The following is a 15,306-nucleotide window of genomic DNA, read 5'->3' on the forward strand; positions in this document are numbered from 1 at the left end:
CTTCAGTGCACCGGTGGGCCCGGGGACTCCTGCTGCGAGGAGGGCCCGGAGCAGGGCAGGGTGACGGTGAAGGTGGAGCCCTCGCCCGGCGTGCTCTCCACGTCGATGGCGCCGCCCAGCGCCTGGACGATTTCGCGGACAATCCACAGGCCCAGCCCGAAGCCGCCGTAGTGGCGCACGGACACCGCGCGCTCGAAGCGGCCGAAGATGCGCGCGCGGTCCTCGTCGGCGATGCCGATGCCGAAGTCGCGCACCCGCAGCAGCGCGAGCCCGTTCTTCTCCTCGCGCAGGGTGATTTCAATCGGCTGGCCCGCGCCGTACTTCATCGCGTTGGAGAGGAGGTTGCCCACCACCTGCTCCAGTCGCATCGCGTCCCAGGAGCCGGTGAGCCGGGGGGCGTGTGCGTCGAGCCGCACCGGGCACTCCGCGCGCACGAGCGCCTCGCGGCTGCGCTCGAGCTGGCCCTGGACGAGCGCCACCAGGTCCACCTCCGAGAGCTTGATGTGCAGCTGCCCCTGGGCGAGCCGGGAGATGTCCAGCAAGTCACTCACCAGTCGCCCCAAGCGCTGCGTCTGCGCGGAGGCGGACTCCAGCTTGGTGGAGAGCTTGCGCGGGGACAGGCCCGCGTCACCGCTGGCGCGCGCCTGGGCCTGGAGGCCCTGGATGTGGAGCTGCAGCGAGGTGAGCGGCGTCTTCAACTCGTGGGCGGCGATGGAGAGGAAGTCGTCGCGGCGGCGCACCGCCTCCTGCTCGGCCTCGAAGTTCTCCGCGTTCTCCAGGGCGGTGCCCGCGAGCACGGTGACGAACTCCGTCAGGTGCTCCTCCACCTCGCCGAACAGGGCGCCCACCTGACGGTGCGTGGCCAGGACGCAGGCCACCGTCTTGCCCCGGACCTGGAGCGGCGCGCACAACAGCGAGCGGACCCCGAGCAGCTCCATGCTCTCGCTCGCCCCGCCCGGAAGTCCCTGGCCCATCACGGTGATGCGGCCCGTCTCCATCGCGCGGGAGAGGGCGGTGCGGCTGGGGCCCTCGGTGTCCTCGTCCTCGGACAGCTCGCGCGGGTCCACGATGGCGCAGTGCTCGGCGCGCAACAGCTCCAGCATGGACTGGCGCACCGCCTCGAACACCGCCTCGCGGGACAGCGCCGACGCGAGCCGTCTCCCCGCCTCCAGCACGCGCGGGAAGCGGTCCACCAGCGAGAGCGCGCGGGTGCCCCCCGGCTCCACGACTTCGGGCGAGAGGCCCTCCTCCATCTCCGCCAGCTCACGCGTGGCCAGCGACAGGTCGGCCTCCGCGCCGGGCCAGCCGAGCGCGCGGCCCAGCTCTCCTCGCGCCTTCAGGCTCCGGGCGTGCTCGTGGCGCATCTTCAAGTCGCGCGCCGACTGGAGGGACTGCTCGAGCCAGCTTCGGGCCTGGCGCTCCTGGCCTCGCAGCGCGGCGACGAGGGCCCGCTCGCGCAGGGCATGAGGGAGGTTGTTGCGGTAGGTGCGCGCGAGGGCATGCGCGTCCTTCGCCGTCTTCTCGGCGCGCTCGAGCAGGGCGCGGCGTCGCGCGGCTGCAAGGGGCGAGGTGGTCTCCGCGAGCTGGCGCAGCGCGGTGGCGAGCAGCGGGGTGATGGGGGCCACGTACTCCTGACGCAGGTGGGCCTCGTCGACGAGCCGCGCGGCCCGCTCCAGCACCGCCACCGCGCCCGCCGCGTCGCCCTGACGCATCCGATGGAGGGCGTCCGCCTGGAGCACGCCCGCGAAGCTCTGCGGGTCCGGCTGGTCCGGGTTGTTCAGCTCGCCTTCGAGAAGCGTGCCCGGCAGCCTCCCGTCGGACGCCTTGGCCCAGGCCTCCAGGCCCAGCCGCACCGAGTAGCGGTCTCCCAGCGCCAGCGCGGCCGCGTGCAGTCGCTGGCTGGTCTCCAGCGACTCGCGCAGCCGGCCCAGGCGGTAGAGGGCCATGGCCACCTGGAACGTGGCGTTGTTCACCTCCCACGGGTCTCCGGTGCGCTCGAGCAGGCGGATGGCCTGGGTGCACTTCTCGATGCAGTCGTCGAAGCGCGAGGAGGCGTAGCAGGCGAGCCCATAGAAGTGCAGCGTCTGGCCCTGGCCCCAGATGTCATTCTGCTCCTGGCGCAGGGACAGCGACTTCTCCGCGTACGCATAGGCCCGCTCGAACCAGGGCAGGGTGGTCAGCGCGGGCGAGTGCTCCGAGTACGCCTGCGCCAGCTCGGGCGTGGGCGGATAGCGCTCTGCGAGGTTCAAGTCCCTGAGGTGCGCCCACAACACCGCCGCGCGGCCCCGTCGGTACCAGTAGCCATACGCGAGCCGGCTGTAGAGCCGCACGGCCTGGAGGTCCTCGGTGCCTCCCTCGATGGGACGACGCGCGAGGAACCACCTCGGCGCCACCGTGTGCGCGGCCTGCGCGAGGATTTCCCACGCGGCGCTCGCGCCGGTGAGCACGCCTCGGGGCGGCACCCAGCGTCCCATCAGCTTCAGGCCCTGCTCCAGCGCGAGCGTCGCCTCGCCGAAGTCGCCGCGCTTGAAGGCGAGCTCGCCCAACTGGCCGAGGATGCGCGCCTGCTCCTGCTTCTCCCTCGCAAGCGACTGCGCGCGCTCCAGTTGCTGACGGGACTCCTCGTAGCGGCCGCGCAGCATGAGGACGTTGCCCAGGCCCGCCGCGACGCGGAAGCGGATGCTCGCGTCCGCGTCCGCCGCGCCGCGCTCGGCGATGCGGTAGTTGAGCTCCGCGGACTCCAGCGCGAACCTCCCGCGCGCCAGCTCCGCCGCGATGAGCGCGTGGGGCAGCGCCTGCGTGTCCTCACCCGCGGCGTCGAAGTGGTAGGCCAGCTCGAACGAGTCCTTCGTCGGCTGGGCCGCCGCCGAGCGCGCCGCCTGTCGGTGCAGCTCCCGCCGTCTCTGCGGCGTCAGCATGTCCAGCAGCACCTCGCGCAGCTTGTCGTGCACGAAGGTGTAGCGCGCGCCCTCCTCCCACAGCATGTGACGGCGACGCGGCTCCTCCAGCGCGGCGCTCAAGTGCTCGCGCGACACGCCCGAAAGGGCCTCCAGGCGTGACAGCTCGAAGGACTTGCCCAGCACCGCGCCCACCGAGAGCAATCGCCGCGAGGCCAGGGGCAACAGGCGCAGCCGCCGCACGAGGAAGCTCGCGGCCTGCCGGGACGAGCGCGCGTGCGCCATCGCCGTCGGCTCCACGCTCCAACCGGAGGCCCCCGGCACCAGCACGCCGTCCTCCACCAGCCCGTGCAGCACCGCGCTCGCCATGAAGGGGTTGCCCTCCGACAGCCGCGTCACCAGCTCCGTGGCCTCGCGCGGCAGCGCGCCCGCCATGGACTCCGTCAGGCGCGTCACCTCCGAAGCCCCCAGCGCGGACAGCCGTAAGTGCGCGTTGGGCGCCAGCCTGCGCAGCACGTGCGTGGGGCCGATGTCCTCACCGCGGAAGGCGACGACGACGAGCACCCGTCCCTGTCCCTGGCGCCTCGCCTGTGACCAACCCTCCAGGGCCCGCAGCGTCAGCTCATCCGCCCACTGGCAGTCGTCGAGCACCACGACGGCGGGCTCGTCCCGCGTGCCCAGCGCGCCGAGCAGCGCGGTGAGTGCCTGGATGCCGCGGCTCTCACCGAGAGACTCGGGCCCCAGTCCCCGCGGGGAGGCGTGCGGCGCGGGGCACAGCAGCGGCTCCAACTGCGGCAGCACCATGCACAGCCCCGCCTCCTGTCCAGCGAGCCGCTCACGCAGCGCCTGGGCCAGCGCGGGCCTCGACGCGAGCGCCTGGGTGATGGCCGAGGCCACGCCCGTGAAGAGCTGGAAGGGCCTCCGCGCGGCCTGGTCCTGCCCCTGTCCCTGCAGCACCCACGCGTGGTGTCGCGGAGCGCGGGCGGAGAGCTCCTCGAGCAGCCGGCTCTTGCCGCCGCCAGACTCGGCCTCCACCACCACCAGTCGCCCCGGGTCCGTCACCGTGTGCTCGAGCTCGCGCTCCAGCGTGGCGACCTCCTCGTGGCGGCCGACGAAGGAGGGCTCGGTGAGGCTGCGTCGGGAGTCCCTCGCGCCGGTGATGAGCTCCGGCTCCGCCTGGCCCCGGGCCAGCGCGTCCTCCAGCTCCAGCAGGTCCGCCAGCGCGGAGGCCGCCGACTGGTAGCGATCCGACGGGTCCGTCTGCAACAGGCGCGAGACGAGCTCCTCCAATGCGCGCGGCGCGTCCACGCCCACCGCGCGCAGCCGGGGCCGCGCGGACAGGTGCTGACGAAGGACCTCGCCCACCGAGTCGCCCGTGAAGAGGGGGACCCCAGCCAGCGACTCGAAGAGGACGACGCCCGTGGAGTACAGGTCCGACGTGGCCTCCACGGGGCGGTGCAGGAGGCCCGCCTGCTCCGGGGACAGGTAGCGCGCGGTGCCCACCGGCAGGTCCCTGAGGGACGCGTCGAGGCGCTCGCTGCGGGCGAGCCCGAAATCAATCAGCGTGGCGCGTGACAGCGGCTCGCCGGAGACGATGAGGTTGGCGGGCTTCACGTCGCGGTGCAGCACGCCGTGGTGGTGGGCCTCGGCCAGCGCGGACAGCAGGCCCCGGCCCAGCGCGAGCGCTTCGGGGACGCTCAGCACGCCGCGCTCCAGGCGCGCCTCCAGGGACTCTCCCGTCAGCCAGGGGGTGACCAGGTACAGCCAGTCCTCCGAGGTGCCGATGTGGCGCACGGCGACGACGAAGGGGCTGTCGAGCCGCGCGAGCGTGGCGGCCTCGTGCTCCATGCGGTGGCGCGTGGCGGGGACGAGCGCCGTGGTGGAGGTCACCTTGATGGCCACGCGCTCCCCGGTGCTCAGGTCCACACCCGCCCACGTGGAGATTCCCCGGCCGACCTTCAACCGCTGGACGAGCTCGAACTGGTGGCCCAGTCGGCGGCCGGGCCGCGGCTCTCCTGGAACGGCGCTGGCGGATGGGATGCCTTCAGCCATTCAGTGCCCTCGCGCTCCACCCCGCGACGCGAAGGCGCCGTGGTTGGCCGCGCGTCCCGTCCCTCCCGGCAACGTTGGGTGTCGGACGGGCGCCGCCAAGGGAGTGGTCGACGCACGTCTCCCGTGCGCCGACTCAGCCTTCAACAGCCGCACCCGCTCCGCTTCCCTCCTGCTTCTCGGGCATGCGGGCAGACTGCTCGGGCACCGAGGGGGCGGGCACGAATGACTCGGGTGTGCCCGCACGTCGTCCGGCGGGCGACGGGGCAGGGGGCCGACCTTCCGGCAGGTGGGTGGCACATGCTACGCCGGTGCGCGAAGTCGCCGTCCCTTCCCTCCCCCTGAGGACCTGCTCCATGACGAAGTTCTCGCAGACGTTGCTGGCCGCGCTCGCGCTGTCCCTGCTGCTCCCCGTCGCCTCCGCGCGCGCTTCCGACTATCCGCCCGACTACCCCATCTGCAGCGTCTATGACTCCGTGACGACGGGGCCCTTCGAGGTCATCCGCCACACGCGCCGGCTCCCCGGGAGGCTCGCCACGCTCACCGTCAGCTACCGGGGGTTCTTGCGCAACCTGTACCCGGACAATCAGATCTCCATCTATGTCAGCCTCAACGGCCGTCAGCAGACGCTGGCCGCGAGCGCGGGCGCGAACAGCGACGCCTATGTCCTCCTGAACGCGGGCCCGCGCGGGTGCACCAAGTGCATGCGGTACATCAACACGCCGCTGTGCAACGCGCACTTCGCGGCGGGCGGCCAGGAGGGTGTCTGGGTGTGCGAGCAGCCCTCGGCGGTGGAGAACGACTTGTTCTTCTATGCCTTCGACTGGAACGGCTACCAGAACGCGTGGGACATCCACGTGGCCGCGACGGCCGGCGGCCAGTGGGACAGCAATCTGGGCAACAACTACTTCGCGCGACTGCCGGCACGGTCGAGCTGCTGGTAGTTTTCCGCCGAGAGCGTTCGCGGGCTGCACCCGAAGCTTGACTCCCCGAGAGCCCCGGCGGAAAAGCCGGGCTCATGAGGCGGCCCCCGCTGTTTCCACCGGGCCGCGGGGAGCCCGGGATTGAAGCTCGCGACGCTCAAGGATGGAACCCGTGACGGGCGGCTCATCGTCGTCAAGCGGGACAACTCGGCCTATGCGCTGGCCACCAACGTGGCGTTGACGCTGCAAGCGGCGCTGGATGACTGGGACACGAAGGAGCCGCAGCTGCGCGCGCTCGCCCAGCAGCTGGAGACGGACAGCGTGCAGAGCCGCCCGCTGGACGTGAAGGCGCTGCATGCGCCGCTGCCGCGCGCGTACGAGTGGATCGACGGCAGCGCGTACATCAACCACGTCATCCTGGTGCGCAAGGCGCGCAACGCCGAGCCGCCGGCCACGCTGAAGACGGACCCGCTGGTGTACCAGGGGGGCTCCGGAGACTTCCTGGCGCCCACCGGGGACATCCCGCTGGCGGACGAGGCGTGGGGCATGGACTTCGAGAGCGAGGTCTGCGTCATCCTCGGTGACACGCCGCAGGGGACGAAGGCGGAGGATGCGGGCAAGCACGTCAAGCTGCTGATGCTGGCCAATGACGTGTCGTTGCGGAACCTCATCCCGGAGGAGCTGGCGAAGGGCTTCGGCTTCTTCCAGAGCAAGCCGGCGACGGCGTTCAGTCCGTTCGCGGTGACGCCGGACGAGCTGGGCTCGGCGTGGCGCGAGGGCAGGGTGCATCTGCGCATGCGCTCGGTGCTCAACGGCGTGCAGGTGGGCGACACGGACGCGGGTCCGGAGATGCACTTCTCCTTCTTCGACCTCATCCAGCACCTGTGCAAGACGCGCAGCTACACGGCGGGCACCATCCTGGGCAGCGGCACCGTGTCCAACGCGGACCGCGCGCGGGGCATCTCGTGCCTGGCCGAGCAGCGGATGATCGAGACGATTGAGGAGGGCAAGCCGAAGACGCCCTTCATGAAGCCCGGGGACACCATCGACATCGAGATGTCGGGTGAGGATGGGCAGAGCGTGTTCGGGCGCATCTCGCAGAAGGTGGTGAAGGTCCCATGAAGGGCCTTCGGTTGCACAACTACTGGCGCAGCTCCGCGTCGTGGCGGGTGCGCCTGACGTTGCACCTCAAGGGCCAGCCCTTCGAGTACGTGGCGGTGCACCTGCTCAAGGATGGTGGGCAGCAGAACTCGGAGGCGTATCGGAGCGTCAATCCGATGCGCACGGTGCCCACGCTGGAGTGGACGGAGACGGATGGGACGGAGCGGCGGTTGTCGCAGTCGCTCGCCATCGTGGAGTTGCTTCAGGAGCGCTTCCCGACGCCGTCGCTGTTCCCGGAGGACAGCTACCTGCGGGCTCGGACGCGGATGCTGGCGGAGTACGTGAACTCCGGCATGCAGCCGCTGCAGAACCTGGCGGTGTTGCAGCGCATCAAGAGTGAGCTGAAGGGCGACGACAAGGCGTGGGGCGCGTACTGGAATGCCCGGGGCCTGGAGGCGCTGGAGACGATGGTGCAGCCCACGGCGGGACGCTTCTGCGTGGGAGACACCGTGTCTCTGGCGGACGTGTGCCTGGTGCCGCAGCTGTATGGCGCGCGCCGGTTCGCGTTGGATTTGTCGCCGTACCCGACGCTGCTGCGCATCGAGGCCGCGTGCGCGGAGCATCCCGCCTTCCAGGCGGCGCACCCGGACCGTCAGCCGGACGCGGCGCCGGCCTGAGGAGTGGTCGAGGAGCGCCCCGTCACGAATGGGGCGCTCCGGTCCTCCGCAGTATCGGCAGGCATGCTTCTGCGCTCGCTACCGGTGGAGCGTGCGGATATCCGCCGGGTTTGTTCTTCTCCGCGGAGTTCGAGATTCAGGCCGTCGGCGCGAAGGTCGTGTCGATGCGCAACGCGCGTGACAGTGTGAGTGTCACGGGCGTCTTCGCGGCGATTTCGAGCAGGCGCGCCTTCTGCTCCTCGGTGACGGCGGGGCCGACCGAGAGCACGCGCTCCACGCGCTCCACGTCGTTCTCGCGCAGCAGCTTGAGCTTCACGGTGAAGGGGTTCAGCTCCCATCCCTTGCGCGCCGCGTACATCTTCAACGTGATGGCGGTGCACGCACCCAGTGAGCCGACGAGCAACTGGTAGGGCGCGGGGCCCTGGTCCGCGCCGCCCAGCGCCTCGGGCTCGTCCGCCTGGAAGTGATGCTTGCCGGTGCGAATCGACTGCGTGTAGCCGGCCTGGCTCTCGACGACGGCCGCCGCGAGCAGCTTGGAGTCATGGGTGGTCATGACGGACATGAATCCAGGGTGCGGCCCGGGTGACAAGTGTCCACCCGTCACGCCGTGTCCGACACGTGTCGAGCCACACGGATGTTTCGAGCCACCCTCCCTCTTCCGAGGGTAGCGTCCTTCTCGGATGTCGCCCCTGGAGTCCCCACACATCGCCTCGCCGGACCGCGCCGCAGTGCTGCGCGAGCTCGCGCTCTTGTTCCTTCGCCTGGGCACCACGGCCTTTGGTGGCCCCGCCGCGCACATCGCCCTGATGGAGGACGAAGTCGTGCGCCGTCGGCGCTGGCTCACGCGCGAGGAGTTCGTGGACCTGCTCGGCGCGGCCAACCTCATCCCTGGCCCCAACTCCACCGAGCTGGCCATCCACATCGGCCACCGTCGCGCGGGCTGGCTCGGCCTGTGGGTCGCGGGCACGTGCTTCATCCTCCCCGCGTTCCTCATCGTCCTCGGCGTCGCCTGGGGCTACGCGCGCTTCGGCTCGCTGCCCGACGTGAGCGCGCTGCTCTACGGCGTCAAGGCCGTCATCATCGCCGTGGTGGCCCAGGCCCTGTGGGGACTCACGCGCACCGTGGTGAAGGGCCCGCTCGCGGCTGTCATCGGAATCGCCGCCGCCACTTTGGCCTTCCTCGGCGTCGACGAGCTGCTGCTGTTGTTGCTGTCGGGGCTCGCCGTGTTCGGCTGGCGCGCGGCGACGCGTCGCGGAGGCGCCTCGGGGCCTTCGGCTGGAATGCTCGTCGCGCCGTGGAGCGCGGTGCTCCCGTTGGGCGCCGCGTCGGCGGCGGTGCCCTTCTCGCAACAGGGCCTGTTCCTCTTCTTCCTGAAGGTGGGCTCGGTGCTCTACGGCAGCGGCTATGTGCTGCTGGCGTTCCTGCGCTCGGACCTGGTGCAGCGGCTGGGCTGGTTGACCGAGGCACAGTTGCTCGACGCGGTGGCGGTGGGCCAGGTGACGCCCGGTCCCGTGTTCACCACGGCCACGTTCATCGGCTACGTGCTCGGCGGGCCCGTGGGCGCCACCGTGGCCACGGTGGGCATCTTCCTGCCCGCCTTCGTCTTCGTCGCGCTCAGCGGCCCGCTGGTGCCTCGGCTGCGCGCGTCCTGGGTCGCGGGGGCCTTCCTGGATGGCGTCAACGTGGCCTCGCTCGCGCTGATGGCCGTGGTGACGTGGCAGCTCGGCCGAGCGGCCCTGGTCGACATGTGGACCGTGGGGCTCGCCGTCGTGTCGGCCGTGCTGCTCATCCGCTTCCGCGTCAACTCCGCCTGGCTGGTGCTGGGCGGAGGCGCGGTGGGGTGGCTCGTCCGAAGTGCTAGCGGGGCGTGAGCTTCGCCTCGCAGCGGGAGACCTCGACACCGGACAGGTCCGAGCGCCGGTCGATGCACGTCAGCCGCAGGTGGTCTCCCTCGCTCGTCGCCTCGCAGTGACGGTTGCCGTCCACCGTCGTCCCACCCGCGTCGGGTCGCGCCACGCCGCCATCGGCGTCCAGGTAGAGGGTGTGTCCCCGGTCATGCAAAGACCAGTCGCCACGCTTCAGGTTCACCTTGGCGCTGGCGCCCCCGTACTCGGGGAAGCCCAGGGGCGCGTGACCCACGGCGGTCAGGTCGCAAGAATCCTCGGGGACCCTCAGGACGAAGGAGCCGTTGCCACCGCAGGTGTTCTCGGTGACGTCGAAGGTGACTTCCTGCGCGTCCTTCTCGCAGTCGGGCGCGGAGTCCGCGATGAGCAGCACACCGGTGATGGCGAGCACGGCGACGGAGGCGAGGTTCCTCAGCAACGGCATCATGATGGAGCTCCTGGGGGTGTGAGGGGCACGGCCGGCGCCCGGGACAGCAGCGTGGCGCGGCCGTACAACACGGCGAGGACGACGAAGGGCAGGGTGAGCAGGTCCGAGACATCCGCCACCGCGCGGAAGCCGCTGAACCCCAACGGCGCGCCGATGGGACGCAGCCACTCACAGAAGCGGTCCGCGAAGGGCTGGGACACCTTGAGCGCGGTGAACAGCCCCGTCGTCACCAGGGCGCCCACGCCCAGCCTCACGCGCAGGCTCCAGCGCGTGACGAGCGCCAGCAGCGCGGAGACATAGAGCGGCAGGAAGAAGCAGATGGCCACATCCGACAGCTTCCCCGTGAGCGTGTTGTGGAAGGTCGGCTTGAGGACGCGGTCATTCACCGCCATCAGCACGACGGCGGCCAGCGGCACGGGCGCGAGGAACTCCGACATCGACGGCAACGGCTTCATCCCCCACGCGCGCCCGCTCACCGCAGCGCCTCCGAGCCCATCAGGGCCTTGAGTAGGATGGCGTCGGTCAACATCTCCACCGGCGCCCGGTCATCGGTGAGCGGCTGCGCCGAGGCCACCGGCTGCAGCTCCCCCACCACGCGCGTCGCCAGGTGCTGCAGCGACAGGGGCAGCGAGGACGTCCGCGCGCTCAGCCGCTCCCCCATGCCCTCCGGCCCCGCGAACAGCAGCGTGTTGCTGTGGTTGCGCGCATCCGCCGCGAGCACCTGCGGGAACACCGTGGCCAGCGTCCCACCCACCGCGCGCACCACCGCGCGCTCGTCGCGGAAGCGGCCCACGTTGAAGCACGCCACGCCGCCCGGCTCCAGGTGCGCCGCCACCTCTTGCGCGAACTCGCGCGTCGTCAGGTGGAAGGGCACGTAGGGGAAGCGGAACGCGTCCACGATGATGGCGTCGTAGCGCCGCGTGTCCCGGCGCAGGAACGTGCGCGCGTCCGCGATGTGCACCTCCACCTCCGTCCCCAGGCCGAAGTGCTGGCGCGCCAGCTTCACCACCATCGCGTCCAGCTCCACGCCCACGACGTACGCCCCCGGGTACGTCTCCCGCAGCCCCCGCGCGCTCGTGCCCGCGCCCAGCCCCAACACCAGCACGCGCGGCGTCCGAGGCTCCGCGCGCGCCATCGCCGGCGTCAGCAGGTAGTGCGCGAACACCTCGTCGCGCACCGGCTGGCCCGGCACCCACGTGCTCTGCACCGCGAAGCCCTCGTCGAAGACCAGGCTGCGCGTGCCGCTTGGGGACTCCAGCACCTGGAGGAAGGCGTGCGGCGACTCGGCCACCTCGAGCGCCTGCGGATGCCTGGGCAGCGCATGCGTCCCCAGCACCAGCGCCGCCGCGGGCACCCCCACCGCCAGCGCGCGCCATCGCCACCCCAGCCCCCACGTCGCCGTCAGCCCGAGCATCCCCGCGAAGCACGCCATGGCCCGCGCCGTGCCCAGCCACGGCAGCACCACGAAGGCCGCCAGCAGCGTCCCGACGATGCTCCCCAGCGTGGACGCGGACGACAGCCTCCCCGCGTGCGCCCCCGCCGACGCCACGCCCCCCAACCCCACGCGCACCAGGAACGGCCCCACCGCGCCCAGGGCGAGCAGCGGCGGAATCGCCACCAGCACCACCAGCGCCACCCGCCCCATGGCCTCCAGCGGCCTGCCCGTCATCACCGCCGTCGTGGCCCCCGGCAGGAGCACCCTCGCGAGGAAGGGCAGCGCGGTGAGCATCAGCGCCGCCACCCCGAGCGCCACCCGCAGGGGCTCCAGCCTCGCGGCCCGGTCCGCCACCCTGCCGCCCAGGTGAGCCCCCAGCGCCAGCCCGCCCAGCACCAGGGAGATGAGCGCCGCCCACACCGGGGTGCTGCTCCCGAAGTAGGGCGCCACCAGTCGCGAGGCCGCCATCTCCGATGCCATCACCGTGGCGCCAGAGAGGAAGGACAACCAGGTCAGCGAGGAGGGCTTCATGGGCGGGGGCGCCAACAGCAAGCCCCGTTCCATATTCAACAGCCCGTAAGTCCGGGCCTCACGGGCAGACACACCGCGAGGCCCGCGACACCCCCGTCAGCGAGCCGTGGCCCGGCTGACAGGATTGTCGTGCTCAGCCCTTGAAGGGCAGGGCGGCCACCTTCACCGTCTCGGGGCCCTGAGCCAGGGTCAGCTCGGTGCCGGGCTCCAACGAGTCGCGGTGCACGTACCCCAGGGCCACCCGCTGTCCACCCTGGGCCGGCGAGCGCACCACGCTGGTGAGCCAGCCCACCTTCTTCTCACCCCGGCGCAGCTCGGTGCCCGGCGCGGCCTCCACGTCGCCCAGCAGCAGGCCCGCCAGCTTGCGGTTCATGTGCCCGCGGAAGGTGGCCCGGGCGATGACCTCCTGCCCGATGTAGCACCCCTTGTTGTAGGAGATGGCGGACGGGCCCAGGTTCGCCTCCAGGGGGATGGTGGTGTCCACCATGTCCTGCCCGTAGCGGGGCACCCCGGCCTCCACCCTCAACAGCTCCAGCGTCTCGAACCCCAGGGGCTTCAGGCCCAGGTCCGCGCCCGCCTGGCTCAAGGCCCGCCACACCGCCTCCAGGCCCCCGCGCGGCACCCACACATCCACCCCGTGCGGCTCCACCTGGGTGTTGCCCACCAGGAGGACCTCCTGCCCGGCCAGCGTCCCCGGACGGGTGGCGTGGTGGGGCAGGGGGGCGAACGCTCCGCCCAGCAGGGTGGCGAGCAACTGGCCCGTCCGAGGCCCGAGCAGCCGCAAGAGCCCGTGGTCGGCCGTGGCCTCGTGCAGCTCGGCGTCCTCGGAGATGAGGTATTTCTCCAGGAACTCCCGGACCTTGGCGCCGGTGCCGGGCTCCACGTCCACGAGCAGGTCCGCCTCCCGTTTGAGGATGCGGGCGTCCGCCACCATGGCTCCCTTCACGTTCACCAGGGCGGCGTAGGCTGCGGTTCCGACGGGGAGGTTGTTCACCTCCTGTGTCACCATTCCATGTAGGAAGGTGACCCGGTCCTCCCCGGTGATTCGGAGGACCTCACGATAGGAGGCATCGTGCAGGGCCACGGCCTCACGGGCGGCCTGGTAGGCGTCCAGGGCGTTCCCGTAATCGGCCACGACCTCACGGCCGCCGACCTCGATGAAGCGGCCCCGCGCTTCTTCGTGAAGAAAATGCAGCGACAGCGGTTCCATGTCCGTCGCTATATAGAGGCGAAGGAGCGAATGCCACGATGGATGTGAAGCACCTGTCGTCCTTCCAGGACTTCTCCCCGGAGAAGCTCCGGAAGCACAACGTCTTTCAATCCGAGCGCTTCTTCCTGGATGTCTACTGCCTGGCGCCCGGGCAGGCCCAGAAGCCGCACCACCATGTGACTTCCGACAAGGTCTATGTCGTCCTCGAGGGCACCTGCCGCTTCCGCGTCGGTGCCGAGGAAGAGGTCCACACCGTGGGCGCGGCCGTGTTCGCCCCCGCGGGCGCCGAGCATGGGGTCACCAACGAAGGCCCCGCTCCCGCCCGACTGCTCGTCCTGATGACCCCGCCCCCGGAGCATGCATGAGTTCGAAGTCCTCCTCCCCCAAGGCCCCCGCCACCCCCGCGCCCTCCAAGGCCGCCGTGGCGCTGCTGGTGCTGGGCGTGGCCGCGAGTGCCCTGTCCATCTTCCAGTGGAGCCAGTTGCTCACGCTGCGCGCCGGTGGTTCCACCGTGTGCGGCGTGTCCGACACCGTGAACTGCGAGACGGTGTGGAACTCGCCTTTCGCCACCCGGTTGCATGAGCTGTTCGGTATCCCCGTGGCCGGCCTGGGGCTGGTGTGGGGGCTGACGGTGGTGGCGCTGTCGGCGCTGTTCCTGGCGCGCGAGCGCTCGGGCAAGCCCGTGGCCCCGGCGTCGCAGGGGCTGAAGCTGACGGCGCTGGCGGGCGTGGCGTCGGTGTTCGTCTTCGCCTTCGCGAGCTACCAGACGGGCGTGGTGTGCCCGACGTGTCTGGGCACGTACGCGCTGGTGGCGCTCATCGCGGGCGTGGCCTTCAAGGGGCTGCCGAGCGTGTCGGGCGAGTGGGGCTCTGGCCTCGCGTGGACGGCGGTCGCCACGGTGGCGGTGTTCGTGGCGGTGGCGCTGCCGGGCCGCTCGCTGTCGACGCCCGCGCCCAAGGCGGGCGCGCTCCTGCCGCCCGCGCCGGTGACGTCGTCGACGGCGGGGCCTTCCGGTGACGCGGGCGCGGTGAGCACGCCGGCGTCCCTGGAGGCGTACCTGAAGGGCCTGCCGATGGACCAGCAGCAGTTCATCTCCAACGCGCTGGCGATGTACCGCCGGGACACGCCGAAGCCCGCCGCGGCGCCGGCGCGGCGCCTGTATGGGCCGGCGACCGCGCCGGTGAAGATTGTCGAGTGGACGGACAGCAAGTGCCCCCACTGCAAGTCGTTGGTGGAGGAGCTGGCGGTGCTCAAGAAGCGCGTGCCGGAGGGTGCGCTGTCCTTGGAGGCGCGGCAGTTCCCGCTGGATGGCGCGTGCAACCCGGCGATGCAGCGGCGCGGGCCGGACGCGCCCACGGTGCGGTGCGTGGCGGCGAAGGCGCAGATCTGCCTGGAGGGCGCGTCGGACTTCTGGGAGCTGCGCGAGAAGCTCTTCGCGGCGCAGGCGATGTTGGACACGGAGCGGGTGATGGAGATCGCGACCTCCGGTTCGATGTCCCGCTCGCAGCTGGAGTCGTGCCTCGCGAGCGCGGACACGGCGGCGAAGCTGCAGGAGGACACGTCGTACGCGCTGCGCTACCACTTCACCGGCACGCCGCTGGTGGTGGTGAACGGTCGCCAGGCGCTGCCGTCGGCGCCGTTCCTGTACGCGCTGGTGATGGCGGAGGGCAACCCGAGCGCGCCCGCGTTCGACGTGCTGCCGCCGCCGCGCGCCATGCCGATGGACGACCACGCGGGCCACAACCACTGAGTCCTGGACGCCATGGGCAAGCGTGACAAGAAGGATGAGCCCGTGGCCGCGCCGGCTCCGTTCCACAATCCCTTCGCCGCGCTGGCGGCGAAGCGGGAGGAGCTGCCGGTGGGGACGGTGGCGCCCGTGGCCGCGCCCAAGAGCAAGCCCGAGCCGAAGGGCCCGGCGCGCGCGGTGGTGCGCATGGAGCGCAAGGGCCGCGGTGGGAAGGAAGTCACCGTGGTGGAGCACCTGGAGCTGCCCGCGCCCCAGCGCGAGGTGTGGCTCAAGGCGCTGAAGAACTCGCTGGGCTGCGGCGGCGTGGTGGAGGACGACACGCTGGTGCTCCAGGGCGACCAGCGCGAGCGGCTCCCCGCGCTGCTCGAGGCGCGCGGCGTGCGCAAGGTGACGGTGGGCTGACGG

The 15,306-nt window shown here is 71.5% G+C and carries 13 protein-coding genes; 7 read left to right on the forward strand and 6 right to left on the reverse strand.

Translation table 11 applies throughout. From position 1 onward, the window contains the following. Positions 1–2: 2 nt before the first annotated feature. Complete coding sequence (locus tag LXT21_RS13180) at positions 3–4,949, reverse strand: protein kinase domain-containing protein (protein ID WP_254038467.1); 4,947 nt, start codon at positions 4,947–4,949, stop codon at positions 3–5. A 353-nt stretch (positions 4,950–5,302) separates the two neighbouring features. Between LXT21_RS13180 and LXT21_RS13185 the strand changes: the two genes are divergently transcribed. From LXT21_RS13185 to maiA, 3 genes are all read left to right on the forward strand, one after another. Then, entirely contained in the window at positions 5,303–5,890 is a 588-nt protein-coding gene (locus tag LXT21_RS13185) for a hypothetical protein (protein ID WP_254038468.1), read from the forward strand. Between the two features lie 120 nt (positions 5,891–6,010). Continuing rightward, entirely contained in the window at positions 6,011–6,991 is a 981-nt protein-coding gene (locus tag LXT21_RS13190; protein WP_254038469.1) for a fumarylacetoacetate hydrolase family protein, read from the forward strand. Continuing rightward, positions 6,988–7,647 (forward strand): maleylacetoacetate isomerase, encoded by a 660-nt coding sequence (gene maiA / locus LXT21_RS13195; RefSeq protein WP_254038470.1) that lies wholly within the window; start codon positions 6,988–6,990, stop codon positions 7,645–7,647. The genes LXT21_RS13190 and maiA overlap by 4 nt, the downstream gene beginning before the upstream one ends. Positions 7,648–7,783: 136 nt before the next feature. On the opposite strand, the gene LXT21_RS13200 is transcribed toward maiA, so the two are convergent. Beyond that, the gene (locus LXT21_RS13200; RefSeq protein ID WP_254038471.1) at positions 7,784–8,200 is read right to left on the reverse strand and encodes an OsmC family protein; all 417 of its coding nucleotides are present in this window, start codon (positions 8,198–8,200) and stop codon (positions 7,784–7,786) included. A gap of 127 nt (positions 8,201–8,327) precedes the next feature. Between LXT21_RS13200 and chrA the strand changes: the two genes are divergently transcribed. Further along, complete coding sequence (gene chrA, locus LXT21_RS13205) at positions 8,328–9,518, forward strand: chromate efflux transporter (protein ID WP_254038472.1); 1,191 nt, start codon at positions 8,328–8,330, stop codon at positions 9,516–9,518. Here chrA and LXT21_RS13210 read toward each other — a convergent pair. From LXT21_RS13210 to ygfZ, 4 genes are all read right to left on the reverse strand, one after another. After that, complete coding sequence (locus LXT21_RS13210) at positions 9,505–9,978, reverse strand: hypothetical protein (RefSeq protein WP_254038473.1); 474 nt, start codon at positions 9,976–9,978, stop codon at positions 9,505–9,507. The genes chrA and LXT21_RS13210 overlap by 14 nt on opposite strands. Continuing rightward, on the reverse strand, positions 9,975–10,454 hold the full coding sequence (locus LXT21_RS13215) for a hypothetical protein (protein WP_254038474.1): 480 nt from the start codon (positions 10,452–10,454) through the stop codon (positions 9,975–9,977). Before LXT21_RS13215 ends, LXT21_RS13210 begins: the two co-directional genes overlap by 4 nt. Then, the gene (locus tag LXT21_RS13220) at positions 10,451–11,944 is read right to left on the reverse strand and encodes a fused MFS/spermidine synthase (RefSeq protein ID WP_254038475.1); all 1,494 of its coding nucleotides are present in this window, start codon (positions 11,942–11,944) and stop codon (positions 10,451–10,453) included. Before LXT21_RS13220 ends, LXT21_RS13215 begins: the two co-directional genes overlap by 4 nt. A 133-nt stretch (positions 11,945–12,077) precedes the next feature. Continuing rightward, positions 12,078–13,154, reverse strand: coding sequence for a CAF17-like 4Fe-4S cluster assembly/insertion protein YgfZ (gene ygfZ / locus LXT21_RS13225; RefSeq protein ID WP_254038476.1), 1,077 nt, complete (start codon positions 13,152–13,154; stop codon positions 12,078–12,080). A 38-nt stretch (positions 13,155–13,192) separates the two neighbouring features. Here ygfZ and LXT21_RS13230 point away from each other — a divergent pair, with 38 nt between their 5' ends. The 3 genes from LXT21_RS13230 to LXT21_RS13240 are packed head-to-tail and all read left to right on the forward strand — an operon-like array spanning position 13,193 to position 15,303. Then, positions 13,193–13,519 carry a cupin domain-containing protein gene (locus tag LXT21_RS13230; protein WP_223747165.1) on the forward strand — a complete coding sequence of 109 codons (327 nt, stop codon included), beginning with the start codon at positions 13,193–13,195 and terminating at the stop codon, positions 13,517–13,519. After that, positions 13,516–14,904 (forward strand): vitamin K epoxide reductase/DsbA family protein, encoded by a 1,389-nt coding sequence (locus tag LXT21_RS13235; RefSeq protein WP_254038477.1) that lies wholly within the window; start codon positions 13,516–13,518, stop codon positions 14,902–14,904. Before LXT21_RS13230 ends, LXT21_RS13235 begins: the two co-directional genes overlap by 4 nt. A 12-nt stretch (positions 14,905–14,916) precedes the next feature. Continuing rightward, positions 14,917–15,303 (forward strand): translation initiation factor, encoded by a 387-nt coding sequence (locus LXT21_RS13240; protein WP_254038478.1) that lies wholly within the window; start codon positions 14,917–14,919, stop codon positions 15,301–15,303. Positions 15,304–15,306 lie beyond the last annotated feature (3 nt).

Origin of the sequence: Myxococcus guangdongensis (assembly GCF_024198255.1) — a bacterium.
Classification (GTDB): Bacteria; Myxococcota; Myxococcia; order Myxococcales; family Myxococcaceae; genus Myxococcus; species Myxococcus guangdongensis.